General features: G+C 64.0%; 19 protein-coding genes. 10 read left to right on the forward strand and 9 right to left on the reverse strand.

The genetic code is table 11. The features are described 5' to 3' along the window. Positions 1-32 precede the first annotated feature (32 nt). The 3 genes from ABIB06_RS01910 to ABIB06_RS01920 are packed head-to-tail and all read right to left on the reverse strand — an operon-like array spanning position 33 to position 4,785. Positions 33-2,846 carry a DUF4159 domain-containing protein gene (locus ABIB06_RS01910; protein WP_354045772.1) on the reverse strand — a complete coding sequence of 938 codons (2,814 nt, stop codon included), beginning with the start codon at positions 2,844-2,846 and terminating at the stop codon, positions 33-35. Next, positions 2,843-3,787, reverse strand: coding sequence for a DUF58 domain-containing protein (locus ABIB06_RS01915; RefSeq protein WP_354045774.1), 945 nt, complete (start codon positions 3,785-3,787; stop codon positions 2,843-2,845). Before ABIB06_RS01915 ends, ABIB06_RS01910 begins: the two co-directional genes overlap by 4 nt. Further along, positions 3,787-4,785: an AAA family ATPase gene (locus tag ABIB06_RS01920; RefSeq protein ID WP_247340414.1), complete on the reverse strand. Its 999-nt coding sequence runs from the start codon at positions 4,783-4,785 to the stop codon at positions 3,787-3,789. Before ABIB06_RS01920 ends, ABIB06_RS01915 begins: the two co-directional genes overlap by 1 nt. A 260-nt stretch (positions 4,786-5,045) precedes the next feature. Between ABIB06_RS01920 and ABIB06_RS01925 the strand changes: the two genes are divergently transcribed. The 8 genes from ABIB06_RS01925 to ABIB06_RS01955 all read left to right on the forward strand — a co-directional run bounded on the left by ABIB06_RS01925 (position 5,046) and on the right by ABIB06_RS01955 (position 11,746). Continuing rightward, positions 5,046-5,657 carry a DUF1285 domain-containing protein gene (locus tag ABIB06_RS01925; RefSeq protein ID WP_247340413.1) on the forward strand — a complete coding sequence of 204 codons (612 nt, stop codon included), beginning with the start codon at positions 5,046-5,048 and terminating at the stop codon, positions 5,655-5,657. Continuing rightward, positions 5,654-6,325, forward strand: a complete 672-nt coding sequence (locus ABIB06_RS01930) for a CoA pyrophosphatase (protein WP_354125554.1) — start codon at positions 5,654-5,656, stop codon at positions 6,323-6,325. Before ABIB06_RS01925 ends, ABIB06_RS01930 begins: the two co-directional genes overlap by 4 nt. Continuing rightward, positions 6,322-6,585: a DUF6111 family protein gene (locus tag ABIB06_RS01935; RefSeq protein WP_247340410.1), complete on the forward strand. Its 264-nt coding sequence runs from the start codon at positions 6,322-6,324 to the stop codon at positions 6,583-6,585. The genes ABIB06_RS01930 and ABIB06_RS01935 overlap by 4 nt, the downstream gene beginning before the upstream one ends. Before the next feature lie 10 nt (positions 6,586-6,595). Next, positions 6,596-7,852 carry a CCA tRNA nucleotidyltransferase gene (locus tag ABIB06_RS01940; RefSeq protein WP_354045780.1) on the forward strand — a complete coding sequence of 419 codons (1,257 nt, stop codon included), beginning with the start codon at positions 6,596-6,598 and terminating at the stop codon, positions 7,850-7,852. Next, complete coding sequence (locus tag ABIB06_RS01945; RefSeq protein ID WP_354045782.1) at positions 7,849-8,619, forward strand: sulfite exporter TauE/SafE family protein; 771 nt, start codon at positions 7,849-7,851, stop codon at positions 8,617-8,619. Before ABIB06_RS01940 ends, ABIB06_RS01945 begins: the two co-directional genes overlap by 4 nt. Positions 8,620-8,943: 324 nt before the next feature. Then, positions 8,944-9,105, forward strand: coding sequence for a DUF6894 family protein (locus ABIB06_RS38855; RefSeq protein ID WP_502916516.1), 162 nt, complete (start codon positions 8,944-8,946; stop codon positions 9,103-9,105). Between the two features lie 38 nt (positions 9,106-9,143). Next, positions 9,144-10,145: a glycosyltransferase family 2 protein gene (locus ABIB06_RS01950; RefSeq protein WP_354045784.1), complete on the forward strand. Its 1,002-nt coding sequence runs from the start codon at positions 9,144-9,146 to the stop codon at positions 10,143-10,145. Positions 10,146-10,672: 527 nt separating this feature from the next. Further along, complete coding sequence (locus ABIB06_RS01955; RefSeq protein ID WP_354045786.1) at positions 10,673-11,746, forward strand: TauD/TfdA family dioxygenase; 1,074 nt, start codon at positions 10,673-10,675, stop codon at positions 11,744-11,746. A gap of 113 nt (positions 11,747-11,859) precedes the next feature. Here the strand turns inward: ABIB06_RS01955 and ABIB06_RS01960 are convergent, their stop codons facing one another. The 6 genes from ABIB06_RS01960 to ABIB06_RS01985 form a co-directional block, all read right to left on the reverse strand. Then, positions 11,860-12,063 (reverse strand): YodC family protein, encoded by a 204-nt coding sequence (locus tag ABIB06_RS01960; RefSeq protein ID WP_247340403.1) that lies wholly within the window; start codon positions 12,061-12,063, stop codon positions 11,860-11,862. 336 nt (positions 12,064-12,399) lie between these two features. Next, positions 12,400-13,152, reverse strand: a complete 753-nt coding sequence (locus ABIB06_RS01965) for an HAD family hydrolase (protein WP_354045788.1) — start codon at positions 13,150-13,152, stop codon at positions 12,400-12,402. Beyond that, positions 13,143-14,042, reverse strand: coding sequence for an oxygen-dependent coproporphyrinogen oxidase (hemF, locus tag ABIB06_RS01970; RefSeq protein ID WP_354045790.1), 900 nt, complete (start codon positions 14,040-14,042; stop codon positions 13,143-13,145). Before hemF ends, ABIB06_RS01965 begins: the two co-directional genes overlap by 10 nt. Positions 14,043-14,046: 4 nt before the next feature. Then, positions 14,047-14,412 (reverse strand): 6-pyruvoyl trahydropterin synthase family protein, encoded by a 366-nt coding sequence (locus ABIB06_RS01975; RefSeq protein ID WP_247340587.1) that lies wholly within the window; start codon positions 14,410-14,412, stop codon positions 14,047-14,049. Positions 14,413-14,429: 17 nt separating this feature from the next. Continuing rightward, complete coding sequence (gene queE, locus ABIB06_RS01980; protein ID WP_354045792.1) at positions 14,430-15,062, reverse strand: 7-carboxy-7-deazaguanine synthase; 633 nt, start codon at positions 15,060-15,062, stop codon at positions 14,430-14,432. Between the two features lie 27 nt (positions 15,063-15,089). Beyond that, positions 15,090-15,557, reverse strand: a complete 468-nt coding sequence (locus ABIB06_RS01985) for a tRNA (cytidine(34)-2'-O)-methyltransferase (protein ID WP_354045794.1) — start codon at positions 15,555-15,557, stop codon at positions 15,090-15,092. A gap of 279 nt (positions 15,558-15,836) precedes the next feature. On the opposite strand from ABIB06_RS01985, the gene petA reads away from it, so the two are divergent. Beyond that, a complete protein-coding gene (petA, locus tag ABIB06_RS01990; RefSeq protein WP_247340393.1) occupies positions 15,837-16,367 on the forward strand; it encodes a ubiquinol-cytochrome c reductase iron-sulfur subunit in 531 nt (176 codons plus the stop codon). Positions 16,368-16,429: 62 nt separating this feature from the next. Further along, complete coding sequence (fbcH, locus tag ABIB06_RS01995) at positions 16,430-18,502, forward strand: cytochrome b/c1 (protein WP_354068492.1); 2,073 nt, start codon at positions 16,430-16,432, stop codon at positions 18,500-18,502. The last annotated feature ends 129 nt before the right edge of the window (positions 18,503-18,631 follow it).

The following is an 18,631-nucleotide window of genomic DNA, read 5'->3' on the forward strand; positions in this document are numbered from 1 at the left end:
GGAAAACCGGTTCCCACTTTTCCGGATCATGCTTATTGCCCCAGCCGTTCAATCAACGCCGGTGCGTGCACCTGGTCGGCCTTGTAGTTGCCGGTCAGCGTGTACATCACGATGTTGGCGCCGGCGCGGTAGGCGAATTCGCGCTGGCGGGGGTCGCCGCCGGTCACCGGCAGCATGGCCTGGCCGTCGGGCCGCACGGCCCAGGCGCCGGCGAGGTCGTTCGAGGTGATGATGATCGGCGAGACGCCGTCGCCGCCTCGTGCCGGCCGCTGCGCGCTGTCGTCGTCGTCTTCGCGCGGCAAGGTCTCGACCCAGGTCTGGCCGGTGTTGAAGCGGCCGGGGAAGTCGCGCAGGAGATAGAAGGTCTTGGTCAGCACGTGCTCGCGCGGCACCGGCTCGAGCTCGGGCACGTCGAGCGAGGAGAGGATTTCGCGGAGCGTCTGCATGGCGGGGGTCTGCGCGGCGCCGTTTGCGCCGGGCGGTGCTTCGACCGCGTCGCGGGTATCGAACAGCACGGTGCCGCCCTGCTTCATGTAGGCGTCGATCTTGTTGATGGCGTCCTGCGGCGGCTTGGGCGCGCCGGGCACGATCGGCCAGTAGATCAGCGGGAAGAAGGCGAGTTCGTCGCGCGCCGGATCGATGCCGACGGGATCGCCGGCCTCGAGCGCGGTGCGTTGCGCCAGGAACAGCGTCAGTCCGGACAGGCCGGCCTTGACGATGGAATCGACGTCGGCATTGCCGGTCACGACATAGGCGAGGCGGGTCTGCGACACCGCCTTCATCGCGAACTCGTCGGACGCGCTGTCCGCGTGCGACGGCGTCGGCACGAGTGCCACGAAGCCTGCGAGCGCCAGTCCGAAGACGATCATCGCGGGCGCGGCGCGGCGGCGCAGCAGCGCGGCGAGGCCGCCGCCGAGCACCGCGACGATGATGGCGTCGATCAGGAACAGCGCGAGCGCCGTCGACAGTAGCCAGCCGCGCAAGTCGCGCGGCTCGGCATTGGTGTAGGTGGCGTGCCGGGCGCGCAGGCTCGCGGTGTTCAGGGCTGCGATACGGTCGGCGCTGGCAAGCGTGTTCACGGCGAGCGGTCCTTCTGCCGGACCATAGAAGCCCGGCGGATGATCGGGTGTGGCGCGGTCGCGATAATCCGCGGGCAGCGGCTTTGCGGCGGCGGGCGGCGGGCCGAAGGCTCCGAAGCCGTCGAGGATGTGCAGCGGCGCCACCGTCTCGGCAGTCGCCTCAGTGGCAACCCCGGCGCCGGGCTTGGCAGTATAGCCGGACATGTCGACGACACGCCGCAGGATTTCGACGAAGGTGCCGGACATCGGCAGATCCGACCAGCGCATGTCGGCGCTGACGTGGAACAGGCTGACCACGCCCTTGCCGCGATGCTCACCGGTCACCAGCGGCGTGCCGTCTTCCAGCGATGCCCAGCTCTTGGTGGCGAGCACGGCGTCGGGCTCGGCCAGCACCTGGCGGTTTATGGTGACGTCCTTGGGGACCACGACGCCGGCAAACGGACCGTCGGCCGCGAACGAGGCCAGATGTTGCGGCTTCTCCCAGGTCAGGCTGCCGCCGAGAGTCCGGCCGCCCTTGCGCAGCTTGACCGGCACGAGATCGTCTTCGGCCTGCGCCAGCCGCGGACCGGCGAACCGCACCAGCACGCCGCCCTGGTTGATCCAGGCATTGAGACGCTCGCGGATTTCAGGGGCGATGGTGCCGACATCGGCAAGGATGATCATCGGCAGCTTCTGGTCGAGGAACTGCGTGATGCCCTGCTGCGGCGCGCCCTTGTCGGCGAGCCGCACGTCGGCGAACGGCGCCAGCGCGCGTGTGAGATAAAAGGTCGGCGCCAGCAGCGGCTGCGCTGTCTCGCTGCTCGCGCCCGAGACGATGCCGATGGCGCGGCGGCGCCAGCGCTTGTCGAGCAGCTGCACCGCACCGGCGGAGCGCTCACCGGCAATTTCAAGCCGCGTGATGTCGTTGCGCAGCTCGACCGGCAGATCGAACGACGCTTCGGTTTCCTTGTCCTGCGGACCGAACGAATAACGCGCTTCTCCGATCGGCGAGGCCTTCTGGTCCAGCGCGCGCACGGTGCCGATGGCAATGCCGCTGTCGGTGCGCAGCACCTTCACCGTCATCCTGGCGGCGGCGTTCTCGGCCGCGACCAGAGCCAGCGGCGAAGAGGTGCCGCCTTCGAACACGGTCAGGCTGCGGTCGCCGATGCTCTTGCGGAGGCCAGCCACGAATTCCTCGCCGCGACCGGTGTCGACGCCGTCGGAAAGCCAGGCGATCTCGCAGTCGCCGGTCGCTTTCAGGAAGCGATCGATTGCGGTCAGGGTCTCGACGCGGTCGATCGAATAGGGCTTCGGCGTGAGCTGCCGCAGCGCCACGCGCGCGGCGCCCGCCGGCATCAGGGTGATATCGCGGTTCGGCTCGGACAGCGGCGCCAGCGCAATCGCACGGCGGTCGTTCTCGGCATTGGCGATCAGCTCGTCGGCGGCCCTGATCCGGATGTCCCAGTTCGATGCCGCGCTCCAGCCGTCGTCGAACATGATCATCAGCGGCGCCTTGCTGGCGGCGATGCCTGTTTGCGGATTCCAGATCGGGCCGGCGGCGGCGAAAATGACGAGGGCCGCAGCCAGGAGCCGCAATGCGGTCAGCCACCACGGCGTCCGTGAGGGCGTCTCTTCGCGCGGTGTGATGTCGAACAACAGGCGCGTCGGCGGAAACTCGATGCGGCGCGGCCGTGGCGGCATCACGCGCAGCAGCCACCACAGCACCGGCAGGCTGACGAGGCCGATCAGGAGCAGCGGTTCGGTGAAGGCGAGCGGCAGTCCCATCATGCGGCGGGCCCCGCCTTGATGGTCGTGGTGCGGGCGCCCGACTTGCTCACTTGCATGCCGGCATGCAGGAACAGCAAGAGCTCGGCGGCGGAGCGGTCGGTCGCGTGCGTCGTGAACAGCCAATCGAGCTTGTTGGTCTCGGCGCGGATCTGGTCGCGGTGCAGCGCGAGCCGCGCGGTGTAATCCTGCGCCCAGCTCTCGGCGCGGCCGGCGGTGATCACGCCGAACCCTTCGGGCTCGACAAACTCGACGCGTCCGGAATAAGGAAACGACTCTTCGGCGGGATCGACGATCTGCACCAGCATGCCATGGGCGCCGGAGCCGGACAGGCCCGCGAGCGTCGTCCCGATCTCGGAGATCGGCGACCAGAAATCCGACAGCACGATCGTCTCGGCCAGCGCCGCGGGCACGAAGGACGGCGGCAGGCTCAGCCGGTCGGCATCGTCATGCAGCATCGCCTGCGCCATCTTGTCGATGACGCTGCGGCTCGCGGTCGGTGTCATCAGCCCGGGAATGCCGACACGTTCGCCGCCGGAGACCAGCAGCTCGGCCAGCGCGAAGGCGACGATCAGCGTCCGCTCGAGCTTGGATTCGCGCGCCGTCTTCGAGGCGAAGGCCATCGAGGGGGAGCGGTCGGGCCAGATCCAGACCGTGTGCGAGGCTTCCCATTCAAGCTCGCGGACGTAGAGATGATCGTCACGCGCCGAGCGCCGCCAGTCGACGTTCTGCGCCGGCTCGCCGGAGACGAAGCGGCGGTACTGCCAGAAATTTTCGCCGGCGCCGGCGCGCCGTCGGCCGTGCAGGCCGTGAATGACGTTGGCGGCGATACGGCGGGCCTCGAGCACCAGGCGCGGCAGCGAAGCGGCGAGCGTGCGGCTTTCGCCATCGGCACGTCGGATCGCGATGATCTCCTTCGCTGCTTGCCCGTTCTCTGCGGCCATCAACCGATCCGTGTTTTCAATTGCCGGATCACGTCCGGAATCGTGCGGCCTTCGGCGCGCGCCTGGAATGTCAGCGCCATGCGGTGCTTCAGCACGGGCTCGGCGAGGTCGAGCACGTCGTCGATCGAGGGCGCGAGGCGCCCGTCGATCAGCGCGCGTGCGCGCACCGCGAGCATCAGCGATTGGCTGGCGCGCGGGCCCGGTCCCCAGGCGATGAACTTGCCGGTCTCGCCGCTCTCCGGACCCGGACGGGCCGAACGGACCAGCGACAGGATCGCCTCGACCACGGAATCGCCGACCGGCAGGCGCCGGATCAGCCGCTGTGCGGTGATCAGCGCGTCCGCGGTCATCGATCCCCTGGCCAGCGTCTCTTCCGCGCCGGTGGTCTCGAACAGGATACGGCGCTCGGCGTCGCGATCGGGATAGTCGACGTCGATCTCCATCAGGAAACGGTCGAGCTGCGCTTCCGGCAGCGGATAGGTGCCTTCCTGCTCCAGCGGGTTTTGCGTGGCGAGTACATGGAACGGCTTCGGCAGATCGTGGCGCGCGCCGGCCACGGTGATGTGCTGCTCCTGCATCGCCTGGAGCAGCGCCGACTGCGTGCGCGGGCTGGCGCGGTTGATCTCGTCGGCCATCAGCAGTTGCGCGAACACAGGGCCGGAGATGAAGCGGAAGGCACGCTTGCCGCTGGTGCTCTCGTCGAGCACTTCGGCGCCGAGAATGTCCGATGGCATCAGGTCGGGCGTGAACTGGATGCGCTTGGCATCGAGGCCGAGGGTGATGCCAAGCGTCTCGACCAGCTTGGTCTTGGCGAGACCGGGGACGCCGATCAACAGCGCATGACCGCCGGAGAGGATGGTGACCAGCGTGTTCTCGATCACGCGGTCCTGGCCGAAGATGACGGACGCGATCGCATCCTTTGCCGCGCGAATCTGGCTCGACACCTGCTCGGCCGAACGGACTACTCCGTCTTCGAGCTTCTCGACACTCTCCGCCATCCGTTAGCTCCTTCAGCCTGCCATGCGGCTCGCTTGCGTCGTCATGTCATCACATGGCCCCTATGCTAGACTTGCAGGAAGGCCATGTATTCGTTGAATTAACCTATCCCCACCTTATCGGCTTAGGGCTATGTAGGGCATCACGAAGTGGAGACCTCCACACCGGACTGATCCGGAGTGGAACCGTGCACCGACAGGCGACGTAGACTTACAGTTCAGACCTGCACCAAACGTGCCAAATGACAGAGTCAGGGCAAACCATGGCGAACCAAGGGCAGAGCGCCGATCGCGGTCTTGAGGGGCTGACTGCCGCCGCCAAAAGTGCTGCCGATGCCGAAGGCGTCAAAAAGGGCCTGCCTCCGGTGCATCTGTGGAATCCGCCGTTTTGTGGCGATCTCGACATTCGAATCGCTTCCGATGGCACTTGGTACTACATGGGGACGCCAATCGGCCGCCACGCGCTGGTCCGTCTGTTCTCGACCATCCTCAAGCGTGAAGGCGACAAGCATTTCCTCGTCACGCCGGTGGAGAAGGTCGGCATTCGCGTCGACGACGCGCCGTTCATGGCGGTCGAAATGCAGAAGGACGGCGAGGACAACCACCGCGTGCTCCGCTTCCGCACCAATGTCGACGACTGGGTCACCTGCGATGCGGCGCACCGGCTGCGCTTCGAACGGGGCGAGGGCGGCGGACTGACGCCCTATCTGCATGTCCGCGCCGAACTCTGGGCCAAGGTCACCCGCGCGCTCTATTACGATCTGGTTGACATGGGTGAGGAGCGGATGGTCGATGGCCAGCCGATGTTCGGCGTCGAATCGGCCGGCGAATTCTTCGCCATGGCCGATGCGGAGCAGGTGAGGGCCGCGCTTTGAACAAGCCTATCCTGAAGACCGATCCCGCCACGTTCGGAGCGGCCGATTTTTTCGCCCGCTCCAAGACGCGATTAGGCCTCGACGTGCCGCCCGGCCTGTTCGATCCCAACATCATTCCGGCCTCGGGCGATCCCGGCACCGACAAGATGCTCGAGATCGTCGCGCGTGAGCAGCCGGTGCGGCCGGCGGCGGTTTTGATCGCGGTGGTCGATCATCCCGAGCCAACCATCCTGCTGACGCAGCGCTCGGCGCATCTGAACGACCATGCGGGCCAGATTGCCTTTCCCGGCGGCAAGATCGACGCGACCGACTCCTCGCCGCTCGATGCGGCGCTGCGCGAGGCGGAGGAGGAGATCGGGCTGTCGCGCGACTTCGTCGAGCCGATCGGCTATCTCGATCTCTACGGCACCGCGTTCGGCTTCCGCATCCTGCCGACCGTAGCCCGGGTGCGGCCGGGTTTTGAGCTGACGATCAACCATTCCGAGGTTGATGATGCGTTCGAAGTGCCGCTATCCTTCCTGATGAACCCGGCCAACCACCAGGTGCACAGCAAGGAATTCCGCGGCATGGAGCGGTCCTACTACGCGATGCCGTTTGCGGAACGCTACATCTGGGGGGCGACGGCCGGAATGCTGCGTGTGCTTTACGAGCGGATCTATTCATCATGATCCGTCCAGTTCTGACCGAGATCGGAATTTTCCTCGTTCCCTTCGCCGTCTATGCGCTGTTCCTGGCCGCCAGCCGTTCCGGGCTGTTCGTGCAATCGTCCTGGCCGATCACCATCGTCGCGCGTCTCATGCTGGCGGCACTCGTGCTGGTGATCGCGGGGCTGATCGGGTTTGCGCATTTCTCCGGCGCGGCTCCGGATTCGACCTATGTCCCCGCCCATGTCGAAAACGGCAAGCTCGTGCCGGGCGTGGAAAGATAGGGGCCGGCCGATGAGCGCGGAGCCCATGCTCGCCGATGCGCCCTGGCTGATTTCGGGAGGGACCGCGCGCGTCCTGGAGCTGCTCAACGCCGATGGCGAGGAGGCGCGGGTGGTCGGCGGCGCCGTGCGCAACGCGCTGCTTGGTCTCGTGCCCGGTGATATCGACATCGCGACCACGGCGCTCCCGCACGAGGTGGTGCGGCGCGCCAAGAGTGCCGGCATCAAGAGCGTGCCGACCGGCATCGATCACGGCACCGTCACGCTCGTCATCGACAGCCAGCCATACGAAGTCACGACGCTGCGCGAGGACACCGAGACCTTCGGCCGCAAAGCCAAGGTCGCGTTCGGCCGCGACTGGGTAAAGGACGCCGAGCGGCGCGACTTCACGATGAACGGGCTGTCGGTCGATGCTGATGGCGTTGTCTACGATTACGTCGGAGGCGTCGCGGATGCGGCCGCGCGGCGCGTGCGCTTTATCGGTGATCCCGACCAGCGGATCGCCGAGGATTTCCTGCGCATCCTGCGTTTCTTCCGCATCCACGCCGCGTTCGGCGCCGGCGATCCCGACCGCGACGGCTATCTCGCCTGCATCCGGGGACGCGGGGGCCTTGCGAGCCTGTCGGCCGAGCGGCTGCGCATGGAGATGCTGAAGCTGCTGGTCGCTCGCGGCGCGTCTGCCGCCGCGCTTGCGATGGCGGATGGCGGATTGCTGCAAGCGCTGACCGGCGGCGTCGCCTACACCGGGCCGCTCTCGGCGATGATCGCGATCGAGCGTGAGCTCGGCCTCGCTGCCAGCGCAACGCGGCGGCTCGCTGCGCTGACGGTCGCCGTGACTGAAGATGCAAAACGCGTCGCCGCGCGCTTGAGACTCTCCAATGCGGAAACCAAGGCGCTGGATTCGATGGGGCACCGCTGGTGGCGCCTGGCGATCAAGGACGAAGCCGATGCGCGGCGGCTGCTCTACCGGCTCGGTGCGGAGCGCTATCACGATCGCGTGTTGCTTGGCTGGGCGCGAGGCGGCGATCACGTCGGCTCGTCGCGATGGCGTGTGCTCGCCGAGCTGCCGCAGCGCTGGACTGCGCCGAAATTTCCGCTGAAAGCTGCCGACTTCATCGCGCGCGGCATGGCGGAAGGACCCGCGCTCGGGCATGTGTTGACGCTCGCCGAGGACGCTTGGCTTGCGGCGGATTTTCCCCTAGAGGACACCGCACTCGCTTCCATCGCCGATCAAGCAGCGGCACGCGTCAGCCGCGACGAGAAAACGTGACCATCGTCTCAGGCTTCGCCGACATCTCGATCTTTCAGCTTCTGCTGGTCGCGTTGATGGCGCTGTTTGCTTCGATCATCGGGGGTCTCGCCGGCTACGGCACCGGCGCTCTGATGCCGCTGGTGCTGGTCCCTCTCGTTGGCGCCGAGCCGGTAGTGCCGATCATCGCGATCTCCGCGATCTTCACCAATTCCAGCCGCGCGATTGCCTATCTGCGTTACGCCGACCGCCGCCGCGCGCTGATCGTGCTCGCCTGCGCGGCGCTGACGACGGCGCTCGGCGCTTACGGCTACACCCGGCTGACCAACGCCGGCGCCGCGCTGGTGATCGGCTCCATGCTGATCCTGAGCGTACCGCTGCGCCGGATGCTCCGCCGTCGCCAGGTCAGGATCGGCAACACTGGTCTCGCGGCCGGCTCCGTCGGCTATGGCGTGCTGGTCGGCGGCACCTCCGGCTCTGGCGTGATCCTGCTGTCGCTGCTGATGGCCGCGGGGCTCGAGGGCGCCGCCGTGATCGCGACCGACGCGATGATCTCGCTTGGCACCGGTCTGATCAAGATTTCGGTGTTCGGCCTCGCCGGCGCGGTCACCGCGCAGGTGCTCGCCTTTGCGCTGCTGATCGGGGCGATTGCGATCCCCGGCGCGTTCCTCGCCAAAGCCTTCGTCGAGCGGATGCCGGTGCATATCCACACCGCGATCCTCGATGTCGCGGTGATCACCGGCGGGCTGGTGATGATCTCGGCGTCCGCGAGGCAACTGATCGGGTAGATTATCGCGGAGCGGAACGCGTAGTTTACCTCTCCCCGGGACAGAGCGCATATCGGCGCCGAAGCTTCCACAACGTCATGGCCGGGCCCGTCCGGACAAGCCCGGGCATGATGACCTTTTGGGTTACGATGACAGTGAACTTAATCATCGCCGTCAGACTGCGCTGGCTTCGGTCCGCGCTTGCCGGGCTTGAAGCGGGTCGGGTCAATTGGGTGTATCGTAATTCCCGCTGCTGTTGCCTTCGCCTTCCGGTATCGCTCCGCCGGTTCTAAGTGTCATATGTGACTTTTGGAACGGAGGCGCTTCGTCGGGCGTTTCCGGAGCATGCCGAGGTACGTCTTCCGCGTCCACAATGTTGCGTCCAGCAAGGACGAGCAAGGGGAGGAACTGCGAGACGACAAAGCCGCGTGGCGAGAGGCCACGAGCTTCGCTGGCTCTATTCAAGGATGTCGACGGCAATTCCGCCCGGCCAAGAGTGGAGCCTAGGCCTCGACCCTCTTTGCGATGGTCTGTGGAGACAAGAAATGAGCTCCGTAGACATTGTTGTTCCCTGCTTCCGGTATGGGCACTTCCTGCGGGAGTGTGTCGAGAGCGTTTTGGCGCAATCCGGCCCCGAGTTGCGCGTGCTCATTATCGATGATGCGTCGCCCGACAATACAGCGGAAGTTGCGGAAGAGTTAGTCCGCTCCGATCGCCGGGTGGATTATCGCAGGCACACCTCGAATCAAGGGCTCATTGCTACCGCCAATGAAGGCATCGCCTGGGCGAGAGCCGACTATATGCTTCTGCTGTCTGCGGACGATTACCTGTTGCCCGGCGCCCTTGCGAGATCGGTCGAGCTGATGGACGATCATCCGTCTGTCGCTTTCACCTTCGGCGGCGCGGTTGTTCTTGATCAACAGGGGGAGCGTTCGCGGCGTAGAACAGGCGTGGGATCAAGAACCAACATTTTGTCGGGCCTCGATTTCATTACACTTAGCGGCGCAAAAAACATTGTGCTATCACCAACAGTAGTGGTTCGTACGAGCCTGCAGAAAAGATTGGGCGGGTATTTAGCTGATTTACCCTACGCTTCTGACATGGAAATGTGGTTCCGGCTCGCCGCGCACGGCGACGTCGGGGTCATTGCCGCTAATCAAGCCGTGTATCGAGCGCACTCGGCCAACATGTCAAGCGAGCCTTCGCGGGAGCAAGACCTGCTCCAACGCAAGGCGGCGATTGAACATTTCCTGACTAATGGTGCTGCCAGGTTGACCAACGCTGCTGATCTTCGTGCCTGGATGAACCACATGTTGGCACTTGAAGCGATCGGTTGCGCAAGCACTGCCTTCAACGAAGGAGCGATAGAAAGCTCAGCAGGCCTTTCTAAATTTGCGGTCGGGATTGATCCGAGCGTTCGAAGAACGCGTCGTTGGTGGTTTCTTGCCTGCAAGAAGGTTCTTGGGCTGCGAGGATGGCAGCTCGTGCGGCCTGCAGTTGAATGGTTTAGAGCTATCTTACCGAACGAGCCCCGCGGAGCGGACTGAATGTGCGCAAGTTGAGATCTGAGATTTTACCCCGAACGGACCTCGTCAAGCGAACGCACCTGTTGCAGACGATCTGTACAACACGTACCGTCGCCGATACCGATGCAAGGAACCCAATGACTGATCGAGAAAAGATTCTAATTGCCCTTCGCGAAAAGCCTCTGAAGACTTTCGAAATCATGAAGCGCGTCAACATAAAGAACCAGGACGACTGCCAATCGCTCCTGTTGAAGATGCGTGACGACGGCGCCGTGAAGTTCGATATTCATAAGGGGCATTGGCTCGTTGCGTGACGACGTTCGCTTGGTCACCAGCGGCTGGTGGAACTGCTTCCAAGTTCCTTTCAGCGGAGAGAACGACTAGCCGCCTTCGGGCGGCTTTTCTCTTGGCAATAACTTCCGTTGGTCACTTTTCAGAAATGGCCTTGGGCTGCGGGATGTCCGTTCGCAGGGGGCGCCAAGTTGCAAACAAGCGATCGGCACAATATCGTCGATGGTCCGCCCCCAATCTTCTCAGGAGCCAACACTATGAATGTGGTCTCAGTGCCCAGCGGGATCAATCGTCCTCCAGGGAGGGTCGATATCCCGTCTGCCTGGCAAGGCGCTGAGATGAAGGCCAATCCTGATCGATGGTTGATATCGCTCTCTGCCGGCGAGATCGCCGAGCTCGAGAACGCAGCTGAAACATATCTCGGTAGAAGCAAAGAAATCGCAGAGATCACGAAGGAAAGCTTTCCGCTTCCTCATCTCGGCGCGCACCTGGAAGATCTCAAGAAGAAGCTGTTGGTCGGCTTGGGCTTCGAAGTCATACGCGGCCTCCCGGTGGCAAAATATAGCCAGAAGTTTGCCGCTACGATATTTTGCGGGGTGGGCGCGCATCTTGGATCGGCGCGGTCTCAGAATGCAGCGGGTCACATTCTCGGTCACGTCCGTGACACAGGAGCCGATGCGAAGGATCCGAACACTCGAATTTATCAGACTTCGGAACGTCAGACATTCCACACGGATTCGTCCGACGTGGTCGGATTGTTATGCATTCGCGAGGCGATGGAGGGAGGGGATTCTCTCCTTGTCAGTACGACGACAATCTGCAACGAAATGTTTGACAGGCGTCCCGACCTTGCCGCTCTCTTGTTTGATCCGATCGCGACAGACCGGCGAGGCGAGGTGCCGGAGAACGAAAAGCCATATCTTGAAATCCCGGTGCTGAATTGGCATGCGGGGTTCCTGACCGGGTTCTATCAGCGCCAGTATATCGATAGTGCGCAGCGCTTTCCCGATGCGCCGAGACTGACGCCCGCTCACGTCGAGGCGCTCGATCTCTTTGACGCGCTCGCAAACAGCCCCACTCTGCATTTTGGCATGCGGCTTCAGCCGGGTGACATGCAGTTCGTTTACAATCATGCTTTGTTGCATGATCGGACCGGATTCCGTGATTGGCCCATTGCAAACCAAAAGCGTCATTTGTTGCGGCTTTGGCTCAGCATGGAAGGCGACCGGCCGCTGCCCGATTGTTTCAAGCAGCGCTATGGTTCGATTGAGATTGGCAACCGTGGCGGCATTATCACCAAAGGTACCAGTCTGAACGTTCCGCTGGATTGACGTTCGAAGCATCCAGCGATGTCCGCTCTTGCGCCGTTGTTGGCATAGAAGCGGACATCACGTGCGGCGGAGCCGAGCACTCCGACCTAACGAGGACGCGGTCTCAGGCGTGCCTACTCCTCGTCTTCGTCCTCGTCATCCTCGTCCTCGTCCAATTCTTCCAGCTGTTCGAGCACGGCCAGCGGCAGCGTCTCGCGGAACAGGTCGCCTTCCGCGCCCATCCAGAGGCAGAGCACGTCGTCGCCCTTCACTTCCGCAACGGTGAGCGGCTGCCCGCCGGATTTCAGCATTACGATATCGCCGACTTTCAGTTCCATGGATGGTCCTTTCAGGTTGATTGACAGAGAGTTGATTGACGAGAGAAGAGTTAGCAAGCCGTCATGACATGCCGATCACGGCTGCGGGTCCGCGGATGCGCTACGGCTGCGCGTGTCCGCCGCGCAGACTGCAACGTCGATGACGGAGGTTCGAGTGGGGGATCGCTCGAGAGGCACGCAAGGGCTCTTCGGTCCTGGGCGCGGCGATGATGCCACCATGCCCGTGTTTTGCCCGACGAGTCAAAGGGTTTCGTTAAATCCGTAAGTCATTGGTTTTGCAGCGGTCGGCTACTGTGCATGGGGTTGTTTTCGATGTTTTTGTTTTCGCGGCCTTGATCATCCCGGCAAAAGTTCGCCGAGCGAGCGGATGATGCGGTCAGGCTTGACGGGCGACCCTTCGGGCAGGCCGTCGCCATGCACGTCGATCCAGATCGAATAGATGCCGAGACGCTGCGGAGTCACCACTTCCCATTCCAGATTGTCGCCGATCATCCAGGTATCTTTTGCGGTGACGCCGAGCGTGTCCATCGCGTGCAGGTAGGCGCGCTCCTCGGGCTTGCCAAAACCGTGCTCGCCTTCGATCTGGATGTGGTGGAAGCGGTGCGCCAGCTCGAAGCGCTCGACCTTGGCCCGCTGGGTGTCGGCGGCGCCGTTGGTCACCAGCGCGAGCTTGATGCCGAGCGCTTTCAATTTGTCGATGGCCTCATGCGCGCCGGGGAAGACGAACATCTCCTCCTCGCGATAGGTGGTGAAGCGGTCGGCGAGGCGAATGGCGAGGTCGTCGGGCAGGGCGCGGTAGCCGGCGGCGGCGAGCGCGGCAAAACCGCCCTTGACCGTGAGGTGACGGGCTTCGGCAAGCCTGAGCCGCCACGAGGCGTCCGCATTGGCCCAGAAGTTTTTCGCGAAAGCGAGCACCGTGGTTGCGACCTGCTGTGGCGGCAGCGGCGCGAGCTCTTCGGCAAACTCGTTCGCGATCGTGTTCCAGGCGATCTCGGGCCGGCCATAGGCCGACAGGATGGTGTCGTCCATGTCGATCAGCATGGCGCGCGGCAGCGGCCTGATTGCGGGCTTCATCGGAGTCATGGCCATTTCACCTCCGGCGGCAGCGACGACAGGATCGAATCGACATTGCCACCGGTCCTGAGCCCGAAGATGGTGCCGCGATCGTAGAGCAGATTGAATTCGACATAGCGGCCGCGCCGGATCAATTGCTCCTCGCGATCCTCGGCCGTCCAGGCGGTCGCGAAATTGCGCCGCACGATCTCAGGATAGATCTCCAGGAAGGCGCGGCCGACATCGGCGGTGAAGGCGAGGTCGGCGTCCCAGTCGCCGCTGTCGTGCCAGTCGTAGAAGATGCCACCGATGCCACGGGCTTCTTTCCGATGCGGCAGGTGGAAATACTCGTCGCACCACTTTTTGTACTTGTCGTAATCGGCGATGCCGTTCTGCTGCGTGCAGGCCTGTTTCATCGCGGCGTGGAAGGCGATGGTGTCGGCGTCGTCCTGCGTCCGCCGGCGCTCGAGCACTGGCGTCAGATCGGCGCCGCCGCCGAACCAGGCTTTTGTGGTGACGACGAAGCGCGTGTTCATGTGCACCGCCGGCACGTGCGGATTGCGCAGATGCGCGATCAGCGAGATGCCGGAGGCCCAGAACTTTGGGTCGTCCGCCGCGCCCGGAATTTGCGCGCGAAACTCCGGCGCGAATTCGCCGTGCACGGTCGAGCAATGCACGCCGACCTTCTCGAACAGACAGCCGGACATCATCGACATCACGCCGCCGCCGCCGGCCGCGCCGGTATGATCGGTGCGCTGCCAGGGCGTGCGTTTGAAGCGGCCCGGCTCGCCCGGATAAAGATTTTGCGGCGCGTCGTCTTCCAGCCGCTCGAAGCTCGCGCAGATGTCGTCGCGCAAGGCTTCGAACCAGGCGCGTGCCCGCGTCTTGCGGTCTTCGATCAAGCTCGGGTCCAATGTGGATGTCATTCTTTCAGCCCTGCGGACCGTAATAGGTGCAGCTCTCGCTGCAACTGTCGCGATGGATGCTGACGCGGGTCAGCTTGCCGATATGCGCCAGCCGGTCCCAGACGAAGAGCGAGAGGTTTTCCAGCGTCGGTGTGCCCAGCGCCTCGATCTTGTTGAGGAACTTGTGGTCCAGCATCACGCGCACATCCTCGATGGCGCGCTGAAGGAGGCCGAGATCGACCACCATGCCGGTCGCAGGGTCCAGCGTGCCGCGCACCGTCACCTCGGCGCGAAAGGAGTGGCCGTGGATCTCTTCGCTGGCCGCGCCGAACGTCGTTCCCGACAATGAGTGCGCCGCCTCGAAGCGAAACGATTTCGTCAATTCCCACATCTGTTCGAAAACCAATCCTATCTGATACCGAGCGACTTGTGCGTCTGCACGCTGAGCCGCCATTGCGGATGATTGAGGCAATAGTCGATCGCGCGCGCGGTGTTTTCGGCGACCTCGGGCCCGTCCATCGGCTGCAGCGAGAAGCGCTCGAAGGCGAGGCCTGCGAAGGCCTCCGGTGCGGCGAGTGGCTGCGGATAGACCAGCTTCAGCTCATGGCCGCGCCGGACCACCAGGTCGCTGCCGCCCTTCGGGCTGACGCAGATCCAGTCGAGCCCCTCGGGCGGGGCGATCGTCCCATTGGTCTCGACGCCGATCTCGAAGCCGCGAGCATGGAGCGCATCGACCAGTGCGGCATCGACCTGGAGCAGCGGCTCGCCGCCGGTGAGCACCACGTAACGGTTGTCGGTAGAGGCTGTCCACTGCGCGGCGATGGTGCCGGCCAGTTCCGCGGCCGAGGCATAGCGCCCGCCCAGCGTGCCGTCGGTGCCGACGAAGTCCGTGTCGCAGAATTTGCAGGTGGCGCCCGCGCGGTCGGCCTCTCGCCCGCTCCAGAGGTTGCAGCCCGCAAAACGGCAAAATACGGACGCGCGTCCGGCATGTGCGCCTTCGCCTTGCAGAGTCAGGAAGATTTCCTTGACCGCGTAACTCAACCGTCTCTCCTCAATCCTATGGGCCCTTCAATCCTGTGAGGCCTCGGGGTTCCGGATCTGCCGCAGCGCTTCGCCTGCGGCCATCGCCGCGGTCATGGCGACATTGAGCGACCGTAGCCCCGCCGCGATCGGAATCACCAGCCGCGCGTCCGCGGCTTCGACCACCGCGTCGGTGACGCCGGCGCTCTCGCGCCCGAATAGCAGGATGTCCGTCGTCTGGTAACGGAAATCGCGGTAGTCGGTGGCCCCTTTGGTGGTGAACAGCAGCAGGCGGTAGCCCTGTGCCGCGCGCCATTGCTCGAATTTCGACCACGAGTCGTGGCGGTTGATGCTGACCTGATCGAGGTAATCCATTCCCGCCCGGCGGAAATGCCGGTCGGAGACGGGGAAGCCTGCCGGTTCGATGATATGGGCGGCCAAGCCCAGACAGGCGCAGAGCCTGAGAATCGTGCCGGTGTTCTGGGGGATGTCGGGTTGGAAAAGCGCTATCTGCATGGGCTGTGCCGGGTTCGGTGCGGGCCGGAAATGTCTCAATAAAACATCGCTGGCCGCGGAATTCGTGCATTGCACGCTCCCGCGCCGATAGCGGGCTTGCGCTCGCCCGGCAAGGGTGCCAATAGAACGATTCTGGACTGCTGTTTTCGCCTTGTTTTGGTGGGGACACATGAAGTTCTGCCGCCGCGGGGGGGCCGCGGGCGCTAGCAGGCTGTTCTGGGGACCTTGGCGGCCTCTGGAGCGGTTCCGCCGGCAGAATAAGAAGAAAGGGTTGGAATCGTGACGACAGCGTCTTCGGCGGACCATCCGACACGCCGTGATTTCTTATTCGTTGCAACGGGGGCAGCCGCAGCAGTAGGGGGCGCAGCCGCGCTCTGGCCCTTCGTCTCTCAAATGAATCCTGATGCGTCGACCATCGCCGCCGGTGCGCCGATCGAGGTCGATCTCAGTCCGGTCGCCGAGGGACAGGACATCAAGGTGTTCTGGCGCGGCAAGCCGATCTATATCAGCCACCGCACCAAGAAACAGATCGACGAGGCGCGCGCCGTCAATGTGGCGAGCCTGCCCGATCCGCAGTCCGACGAGGCCCGGGTCAAGTCCGGCCACGACCAGTGGCTGGTTGTGATCGGCATCTGCACCCATCTCGGCTGCATCCCGATCGCACATGAAGGCAATTACGACGGGTTCTTCTGCCCCTGCCATGGTTCGCAGTACGATTCGTCCGGCCGCATCCGCCAGGGGCCCGCGCCCGCGAACCTGCCCGTGCCGCCGTACCAGTTCGTTTCCGACACCAAAATCCAGATCGGCTGAGCTTCGGACCCGCGTCCGAAGCTTCGCGCCGTCTCGTCGTTATATTTCCTCAGGATCGCATCATGAGCGGACCATCCGACTACCAGCCGAGCAATCCGGCCCTGCAATGGATCGAGCGACGTCTGCCGATCATGGGCCTCGTCCACTCGTCCTTCGTTGTCTATCCCACCCCGCGCAACCTGAACTACTGGTGGACCTTCGGCGCCATCCTCTCCTTCATGCTTGGGATCCAGATCCTGACCGGCGTGATCCTGGCGATGCACTACACGCCGCATGCCGATCTCGCCTTCAAGTCGGTCGAGCTATTGGTCCGTGACGTCAATTACGGCTGGCTGCTGCGCAACATGCACGCCGTCGGCGCCTCCATGTTCTTCGTCGCTGTCTACGTCCACATGCTACGCGGCCTCTACTACGGCTCCTACAAGGAGCCGCGCGAAGTGCTCTGGATCCTCGGCGTCATCATCTACCTCCTGATGATGGCGACCGGTTTTATGGGCTACGTGCTCCCCTGGGGCCAGATGAGCTTCTGGGGCGCCACCGTCATCACCAATCTGTTCTCCGCCATTCCCTATGCCGGCGAGAGCATCGTGACGCTGCTGTGGGGCGGCTATTCGGTCGGTAACCCGACGCTGAACCGCTTCTTCTCGCTGCACTATCTGCTGCCGTTCCTGATCGCGGGCGTCGTCGTGCTCCACGTCTGGGCGCTGCACGTCGCCGGCCAGAACAATCCTGACGGCGTTGAGCCGAAGACGGAAAAGGACACGGTTCCGTTCACGCCGCACGCCACCATCAAGGACGGCTTCGGCGTCGCCTGCTTCATGCTGCTCTACGCCTGGTTCATCTTCTACATGCCGAACTATCTCGGTGACGCCGACAACTACATTCCGGCCAACCCGGGCGTGACCCCGCCGCACATCGTGCCGGAATGGTATTACCTGCCGTTCTACGCGATCCTGCGTTCGATCCCGAACAAGCTCGCGGGCGTGATCGGGATGTTCTCGGCGATCATCATCCTGTGCTTCCTGCCCTGGCTCGACGCCGCCAGGACGAAGTCGTCGAAGTACCGTCCGCTGGCCAAGCAGTTCTTCTGGATCTTCGTCGCGGTCTGCATCCTGCTCGGCTATCTCGGCGCGCAGCCGCCGGAAGGCATCTACGTGATCGCTGGCCGGGTCCTGACGTTCTGCTACTTCGCCTACTTCCTGATCGTGCTGCCGCTGCTCTCGCGCATCGAGACGCCGCGGCCGGTGCCGAATTCGATCGCAGAGGCGGTTCTTGCAAAGACCGGCAGCAAGTCGACGCCGATGGTGTCGACCGTGATCGCTCTTGCGCTGGTGGGCGCGTTGTTTGCGGGCTCAGTCGACAGCGCCCGCGCCGAGGAAGGCGGCACCAGGCCGCCGGGCAACAACTGGTCCTTCTCCGGCCCGTTCGGCACGTTCGACCGCGGCGCACTCCAGCGCGGTCTGAAAGTCTACAAGGAAGTCTGCGCCAATTGCCACGGCCTGTCCTTTATCGCCTTCCGCAATCTCGGAGATCCCGGCGGCCCCGGCTATTCGACCGCGCAGGTGGCAGCCTTCGCCTCCGACTACAAGGTCAAGGACGGTCCGAACGATCAGGGCGACATGTTCGAGCGCCCGGGCCGGCCGGCGGACTATTTCCCCTCGCCGTTCCCGAACGAACAGGCTGCGCGTGCGGCGAACGGCGGTGCGGCGCCGCCAGATCTGTCGCTGATCACGAAGGCGCGGTCCTACGGGCGCGGCTTCCCGATGTTCATCGTCGACTTCTTCACCCAGTTTCAGGAGCAGGGCCCGGATTACGTCGCGGCAGTGCTGCAGGGCTTTGAGGACAAGGCGCCTGAGGGTGTGACCATCCCGGAGGGCTCCTACTACAACAAGTACTTCCCGGGCCACGCCATCAAGATGCCGAAGCCGCTCAGCGACGGGCAGGTGACCTATGACGACGGCTCGCCGACGACGGTCGCGCAGTACGCCAAGGACGTCACCACGTTCCTGATGTGGACCGCCGAGCCGCACATGGAGGCGCGCAAGCGCCTCGGTTTGCAGGTGTTCGTGTTCCTGATTATCTTCGCGTTCCTGATGTACTTCACCAAGAAGAAGGTCTGGGCCGACTCGCACTGAGCGGTTCGAGGCGAAACGAGAATTTAAGAAGCCCCCGCGAGGGGGCTTTTTTGTTGCACACGAGCGTGTGTTGTCAGGCGCGATTGCCTATCGCGCTCCCAGCGGCCAAAGTACCGCCAACCGCTCCCC

It is taken from the genome of Bradyrhizobium sp. LB8.2, assembly GCF_040548035.1.
Classification (GTDB): domain Bacteria; phylum Pseudomonadota; class Alphaproteobacteria; order Rhizobiales; family Xanthobacteraceae; genus Bradyrhizobium.

Bases quoted from the DNA above. Each gene is read 5' to 3' on its own strand.
- ABIB06_RS01910 (WP_354045772.1), bottom strand. From the start codon at position 2,846: ATGATGGGACTGCCGCTCGCCTTCACCGAACCGCTGCTCCTGATCGGC.
- ABIB06_RS01915 (WP_354045774.1), bottom strand. From the start codon at position 3,787: ATGGCCGCAGAGAACGGGCAAGCAGCGAAGGAGATCATCGCGATCCGA.
- ABIB06_RS01920 (WP_247340414.1), bottom strand. From the start codon at position 4,785: ATGGCGGAGAGTGTCGAGAAGCTCGAAGACGGAGTAGTCCGTTCGGCC.
- ABIB06_RS01925 (WP_247340413.1), top strand. From the start codon at position 5,046: ATGGCGAACCAAGGGCAGAGCGCCGATCGCGGTCTTGAGGGGCTGACT.
- ABIB06_RS01935 (WP_247340410.1), top strand. From the start codon at position 6,322: ATGATCCGTCCAGTTCTGACCGAGATCGGAATTTTCCTCGTTCCCTTC.
- ABIB06_RS01940 (WP_354045780.1), top strand. From the start codon at position 6,596: ATGAGCGCGGAGCCCATGCTCGCCGATGCGCCCTGGCTGATTTCGGGA.
- ABIB06_RS38855 (WP_502916516.1), top strand. From the start codon at position 8,944: ATGCCGAGGTACGTCTTCCGCGTCCACAATGTTGCGTCCAGCAAGGAC.
- ABIB06_RS01950 (WP_354045784.1), top strand. From the start codon at position 9,144: ATGAGCTCCGTAGACATTGTTGTTCCCTGCTTCCGGTATGGGCACTTC.
- ABIB06_RS01955 (WP_354045786.1), top strand. From the start codon at position 10,673: ATGAATGTGGTCTCAGTGCCCAGCGGGATCAATCGTCCTCCAGGGAGG.
- ABIB06_RS01960 (WP_247340403.1), bottom strand. From the start codon at position 12,063: ATGGAACTGAAAGTCGGCGATATCGTAATGCTGAAATCCGGCGGGCAG.
- ABIB06_RS01965 (WP_354045788.1), bottom strand. From the start codon at position 13,152: ATGGCCATGACTCCGATGAAGCCCGCAATCAGGCCGCTGCCGCGCGCC.
- hemF (WP_354045790.1), bottom strand. From the start codon at position 14,042: ATGACATCCACATTGGACCCGAGCTTGATCGAAGACCGCAAGACGCGG.
- ABIB06_RS01975 (WP_247340587.1), bottom strand. From the start codon at position 14,412: ATGTGGGAATTGACGAAATCGTTTCGCTTCGAGGCGGCGCACTCATTG.
- ABIB06_RS01985 (WP_354045794.1), bottom strand. From the start codon at position 15,557: ATGCAGATAGCGCTTTTCCAACCCGACATCCCCCAGAACACCGGCACG.
- fbcH (WP_354068492.1), top strand. From the start codon at position 16,430: ATGAGCGGACCATCCGACTACCAGCCGAGCAATCCGGCCCTGCAATGG.